Raw genomic sequence first — 6,162 nt, 5'->3', positions numbered from 1 at the left:
GGAGTGATCAGGGGGAAATTCAGGGACTTTTTCCCTGAAAATTAGGTAATTGACCCCCTCAAAATCGGTAAAACCCCACACCCCACACCCCACACCCTACACCCTGCCCCTAGGAAAAACTTTTTCAGCAGACCCTAAATAGACGGATGAAACCCGATAAAATCATCATCGGTTGGCGAGAATGGCTCGATTTACCTGATTTAGGCATTACCAAAATAAAGGCCAAGATTGATACAGGCGCTCGCTCCTCGGCCCTACACGCTTTTCATCTCCATCCTTTTCGAGATGGCGATCGCAATTGGCTGCGCTTTCAAGTTCATCCCTACCAAAAAGATAGTCACCACACTGTCACCACCACCGCAGAAATCCTCGAATGGCGACAGGTAAAAAATTCTGGGGGTCAAAGTCAACTACGTCCCGTTATTAGAACAAACGTATTGCTTGGTGGTCGTCAATGGGCGATCGAATTAACTTTAACTAATCGCGATGTCATGGGTTTTCGGATGTTATTAGGACGAGAAGCGCTGAAAAAAGGCTTTCTTGTCCATCCGAATAAGTCTTTTTTACTGAGTTAAGTTATATTTAGGGTTGGCTGAAAAAGTTTTTCCTGGGGGCAGGGTGTGGGTTTTACCGATTTTCAGGTGGTCAATTACCTAATTTTCAGGGAAAAAGTCCCTGAATTTGCCCCCTGATCACTCCCAGGGCCGGTACTTTTTGATTGACAAAAAGTCTAAAGATATTATCCAACAAGGTTTTTAGATTTATTCAGCCAGCCCTAAGTAGCGGGTAAATCTTGGTATTCAGCCAAAGCATTTATAAAAAACAAGTCTCCCCAAATTAAACCCGTATCATAGATTTGGCTGGGTTGAATCGCGGCGGGATGATGATAACAACCATGACGCAATAAACTCATCTCTGGGGCGGTTTCGTCGGGAAAATAGGCAAAAGAAGTCAAATTCAAGAGAGTATTATCGATCGCCTCTCGATAGGTTCCATAACTAGGATCACTGCTGGGTAAAGCTTTTAATAAGCGAATCATCCCCGCCACAGCGATCGCCGCTGCCGAAGAATCCTTTTCCGTAGCGCCATTTTTTTGCAAGGCATAATCAAAGTCCCAGGGAGGAATAAAATCCCCGGCGCGTCTTTGTCCACCGGGCCAGCGATCGGGCAAATTGTCCAGATAATAATTAATGGCATCCTTGGCAATGGTTAACATTTCCGGATCGCCGGTGTAAATATAGGCCGTCGTGGCACTATAAATAAACCAAGCTTGACCCCGGGACCAAGTGCTATCATCGCGCCAGCCCTGTTTTCCCTCATTAAATAAGAAATTTCTATAGGTGGGAGAGTTGACATTTTGATCAAAATAGCCTCTTTGCCAAGTTCCCGTTTTACCCGGGCGACGGTTAGCCCCAAAGGTGCGGCTAATGGTGCGGATGTGGGAAAGGGCCTTTTCTTGCCAATCTTTTGCCTCCTTGGGGTCAGGATTGTGGAGACTTGCCCAGAGCATTTGTTCTATATTGATCGTATGGTCGATAAAAACCTGCCAATGTTCTTGCTGATCGGTGCGATCGGCCTTGCGTAACCAGCCAAAAGTCCCGATATCGGTGTGATAACTCCCTTTACCATCCTGAAAAGGTTGCGCTAGTTGTCTGGCCCCCCGTAAAGTTATCTCTAAAGCTGTCTGTTTTTCCTGGCCCTGTCCCGACTCAAACCAAGGGGCAAACACCAGTACATTATTAAGAGCGATGTCTTTGTTCTTCAAACTGGTTTCTTTTAAGGGATCGCTCCATTTTTTCGCGGCAGCTGACCAAAATCCCGCATCCATAGGGTTTGATTCTAAGTCAGCAATTTTCCATAATAAAGCAGCAAAAGCCCCTGCCGCCCAAAAATTGGCCTTTGCCAACTTCCAAGTGCCGGGGGTGGGACTATTCCCCCTCCGTAGCCAATTGAAGAAAGTAAAACCCGATGGCTCTGGATGGGTAAGATAGGGATAGAGAATGCCCCGACGGGCATAACTATCGAGATAATCGATCGTGGTCGCTAGTTTAATCTTAGCCAGATCGAGACAGAGCTTAATTCTTTCAGCTAGGGGCATTTTGGCGCGCAATTCCGCCGCCGATTGGGGACGATGGATAATCCGGAGGGCCGCCGCACCGATCGCCGCCCCTGTACCTAGAATGATGAGCGTGCGTCGCTTCAAATTCCCGACTCCTAAGCTGGATAGATGCGAATACGGCGATTCGGTTCCTCTCCGAAGCTATCGGATTGGAGACGGTAATGTTCCACTAATTCGTGCTGCATTTTCCGCACTTTCGCCGATCGCGGCAGTAACTCCACCGGTTGGCCGGTGGGAATAACGATTTGTTCCACCGCTAACCGGGCCTCCTCCAAAGCTTCGATCTCGTCATCACTACCGCTGCGGGCAAATAAACGCAGATCTGCACCTTCCTGATTCATCGGGTCATCAATGCCCAAAATCCGCTTTAAACCGCGAGAAATTTGGGGCAGGGTATTGGATTTGATGCCGTGGATGGGAATTTGTCTTACTTTGGCAATTTGACGCAATTTTGACTGATTTTTAACGTGGGAACGCAGGGCCAGCACCGCATCGGCCCCCTGTAAATCTTTGGTCAAAACGATCGGCAAATCTAGGGCCTGTACTACCTGTTCGATCGGGGCGCGACTGACTCCGTAGGGATAGACATAAACCGGCCAATCTTCGCCATTGGGACCGGGGACGCGGACTTTTTCCGTTTCCGGTTCTTCCTGCAGCCAAGATTGTTCGAGGAGGCGATCGAAATCGTTTTCCCGGTTGAGGGGGCCCGCAGGGAAACGGGCCACGGGAGTCATCCGGCCATCGGCCCGCCATCCCTTGGGTTTATCCATTTCCGGCAGATAATTGCCGCGCAAAGGGGTCAAGTTTTCCGATTTTGGTTCTTCCTGAGCGACTTGTACTTTCCCCTCCTCATCTACCCAACGGATTTGGGCAATTGCTTCCCGTCCCCGCAGCAGTTGATCGATCGTGGTAGATACGTCCTCGTGGATGACCCAGCGCTGACGTTCCAACATTTCGATGGCAATGTCAAAGGTGGGCGGTGCTTTGCGTTCTAAAACGGTCTTCTGAGAACCCCGGCGGCGCGCTTCTTCGTCTCCGAGAGTTACTGCCTGAATTCCCCCGACTAAATCCGATAAAGTTGGGTTTTTAATTAAATTTTCCAATTGATTGCCGTGGGCGGTTCCCACCAACTGCACCCCGCGTTCGGCGATCGTGCGAGCGGCCAGAGCTTCTAATTCCGTACCGATCTCATCAATCACGATCACCTCTGGCATATGGTTTTCCACCGCTTCGATCATGACTTGATGCTGCAATTCCGGACGGGCCACCTGCATCCGACGAGCGCGACCGATGGCCGGATGGGGAATATCTCCATCCCCGGCGATTTCGTTGGAGGTGTCGATAATCACTACCCGTTTATTGAGGTCGTCGGCTAAAACTCGGGCTATTTCCCGGAGAGCGGTGGTTTTCCCTACCCCCGGACGACCGAGCAGCAGCAGGGATTTACCCGTTTCCACTAGGTCGTTAATCAGGGTGATCGTACCGAAAACGGCCCGACCGATACGACAGGTTAAACCGATAATTTCCCCGTCTCGATTGCGAATGGCACTGATGCGGTGCAGGGTGCGTTCAATCCCGGCGCGATTATCGCCGCTAAAACTGCCCACCCGGGCGATCGAATACTGGATTTCTTCTTTTGAGATCGGTTCGTCCCCCAGATCGATCGCCCCATCGGGAAAACGCGCTTCTGGTATGCGTCCCAAATCCATAACTACTTCGATCAGTTGATGCTGCCGCGGGTGTTCCTCGATTTTGCCGCGAATCCGCGCAGGTAGAATTGCCAAGAGTTTGTTTAAATCGTCGGTAACTGGCATCCGAGAGGAGGGTAGGGTTTCTGGCATTAATAGTAAAAGGTTTTGGCGATAATTGGCTGTTTTTATTGCCAAGATTTTCTTGGGGTCTAACACATTTAGGGGTTAGTTGTCAATTAAAAAAATATTATAGTTTTTTGACCAAGGCTAGGCTTTCAATTGAGCAACGAGAATAGAAGCAGCTTTAACGGCTTCTTGGTAGGCTTGGGGGTCATTTTCAAGGTTAGGCTGGTCTAAATGCTCTAAAATTGGCAAAATCAATGAACGGGCGTAACTTCCAGATGCAATACCAGCGATTTTTTCTCTCAGTCCCAGTTGCTGTAATTTGGTCACGGTATGGTCATTGGTTCCCCCAGCTAACTGCACAAATCCGGTTAGATTTTCGGAGAGGACTTTTTTGGCCATGTTAATGGCCGGGTGGGTGGTTCCTTTGCCGATATCGCCGCTCATCGGCCGGCCGTCCGTCTGCCAAATCAGAGGACAGCTTAGGGGTGAAATAGTTTCTCGCAGATAGTGGAGGTAATCAATGATCTGCTGATCATCCTGGCAACTTATGGCGAGGATTTTTAGGTTTTTAGTTAGAGGTGCGATCGCTTGCCAGAGTCGAGCAAATTCCTCTCGATGACCGACTTGGGTATGAATTTCGATCGCATCGACTCCCATTTCGATAATTAAGGGGATAATTTCTGCGGGTTGACAGACACGGGATATTGTCTCGATTATTTGCGGGGGACAAACGGGTAAGCAGCGACCGCAACCATAACAGCGCTGTTCGATTACTCCTCCCCTATCGATAGCATAAGCGGGACAGATTTTTTCGCAGGGACGGGGACAATCGACCGGACAGAGTTGCGGGTTAAAGACAGCTTTACGAAAGTGGGGATCTTCCCCGTCGTTGAGACTGACCATTAACCAAGGTCGTCGATTTGGGGGGAATCCGGCGATTTTTTCGGCGGTTTCGATGCCTTCGCGGGCCGCAACAATCACGGCTCGGTCGGCGGCCACATCAATACAATCGGCCCCGGCGATAGTATAGGTCAAAGCGAGGTTGCGAATCGTGGGCAAATCCTGGTAACTAGCTCCACAGATGAGCTTGAACCAGTGACCCGCAACTAAGGACCAGAAGGGAGAGGAGTTTTTATCTAGCACTTTTTTATCCTATCGCAGCCAGCCCCTAAACGTCAGCCTTGTGCTGCTCTGATACCAAATCTTCTGACTAAAGACTGATTATTAATTCTTCCTTTGGCATTAGTGCCTGTCTGAGGCTGCCCCTCACTTTTGCCAGCAAGCAGAGGCTAGCAGCCTATCCGATAGATAATAGGTTCGTCAGTGGTTAGGAAAATGTGTAATTAATTTAGGGAAAAAAATACCAAATCCGTTTTAATCACGAGGATAATAAAATCCCGAAAGATATACTGTCACTAGATTGCTCACAAATTTTGGTCGGCGGATTTGGTAAGATCGTGTAATTAATCGAGTTCATCAAACAAAAGTTCCTCTAGAATTGGTCCCATACCGTCATCATCGGGGGAAACTAATTCAACTTTCCCTTCCGCATCACCGACGGCTAAGAATAACAAAGGAGCTAGGGGACTGTAAATCGAGTATTTTTGGTCTTCCGAAAAGAAACTGGCGAGAAATTGCAATTCTTCCGGCTCTGATGACGAGGAGGGTTCATCGCCATCAATTTCTAAACTGAGAACATTATCTTCTTCTAGGGGCGGTAATTCACCACTAACAGTCAAGGTGTGGGCAGTGGATTTGAGCAATAGGTCTAATTCTGCTAAAACCGCTTTAGCATCGGCGAAAATCCGCTCGATTTCCTCGCTATCTTCGATTAAGAAGGCATCAGATTCTTCTTCCTCCGATTCCTCATCCCAAGCTAGAATCATCACCGGGGTATCCACGGGGACAAGAAGCATATAGGTGAGATCATCGGTTTCATAGGCATTCTCAATATAACAGTCCAGCGATCGACCTTGCTCATCCCAGAGGGTTATGATATCCGCTTCTTCGAGTTCGTTTTCTTGAAAATTAAATTGAGATGGGGACATAGGCTCTCAAACGCTACTGATTGAATCAGAATATCATGAGTTGACATCCTCGCCGCCCTAAAAGTGCGGCGATTCCTAAACCTCACGATTTAAGTTTCTGCTTCCACCACCGTCGCATACCACAGTTAAAAAACCATGTACTGTCTTACACAGAGTCCACAGACTTTCGCCCCATTTC

At 48.6% G+C, this 6,162-nt stretch carries 5 protein-coding genes; 1 reads left to right on the top strand and 4 read right to left on the bottom strand.

Annotated elements, in window-relative coordinates; all coding sequences use genetic code 11:
- Positions 1–146: 146 nt before the first annotated feature.
- Positions 147–575: an ATP-dependent zinc protease family protein gene (locus PX482_RS16615; RefSeq protein WP_002763320.1), complete on the top strand. Its 429-nt coding sequence runs from the start codon at positions 147–149 to the stop codon at positions 573–575.
- A 200-nt stretch (positions 576–775) separates the two neighbouring features.
- On the opposite strand, the gene PX482_RS16610 is transcribed toward PX482_RS16615, so the two are convergent.
- From PX482_RS16610 to PX482_RS16595, 4 genes are all read right to left on the bottom strand, one after another.
- Entirely contained in the window at positions 776–2,203 is a 1,428-nt protein-coding gene (locus PX482_RS16610) for a hypothetical protein (protein ID WP_002763318.1), read from the bottom strand.
- An 11-nt stretch (positions 2,204–2,214) separates the two neighbouring features.
- Entirely contained in the window at positions 2,215–3,960 is a 1,746-nt protein-coding gene (locus PX482_RS16605; RefSeq protein ID WP_502846471.1) for a R3H domain-containing nucleic acid-binding protein, read from the bottom strand.
- 117 nt (positions 3,961–4,077) lie between these two features.
- Positions 4,078–5,079 (bottom strand): circadian clock protein LdpA, encoded by a 1,002-nt coding sequence (gene ldpA, locus PX482_RS16600; protein ID WP_002763316.1) that lies wholly within the window; start codon positions 5,077–5,079, stop codon positions 4,078–4,080.
- Between the two features lie 320 nt (positions 5,080–5,399).
- Positions 5,400–5,984 carry a DUF3727 domain-containing protein gene (locus PX482_RS16595; RefSeq protein WP_002763315.1) on the bottom strand — a complete coding sequence of 195 codons (585 nt, stop codon included), beginning with the start codon at positions 5,982–5,984 and terminating at the stop codon, positions 5,400–5,402.
- Positions 5,985–6,162 lie beyond the last annotated feature (178 nt).

The sequence above is a fragment of the Microcystis sp. M53602_WE12 genome (genome assembly GCF_030065455.1).
In the GTDB taxonomy this organism is placed as follows: Bacteria; Cyanobacteriota; Cyanobacteriia; order Cyanobacteriales; family Microcystaceae; genus Microcystis; species Microcystis aeruginosa.
This window is presented reverse-complemented; position numbering and strand designations above follow the sequence as displayed.

What these genes read in the sequence shown, in the direction of transcription:
- PX482_RS16615 (WP_002763320.1), top strand. Translation starts at nt 147, where the DNA reads ATGAAACCCGATAAAATCATCATCGGTTGGCGAGAATGGCTCGATTTA.
- PX482_RS16605 (WP_502846471.1), bottom strand. Translation starts at nt 3,960, where the DNA reads ATGCCAGAAACCCTACCCTCCTCTCGGATGCCAGTTACCGACGATTTA.
- PX482_RS16595 (WP_002763315.1), bottom strand. Translation starts at nt 5,984, where the DNA reads ATGTCCCCATCTCAATTTAATTTTCAAGAAAACGAACTCGAAGAAGCG.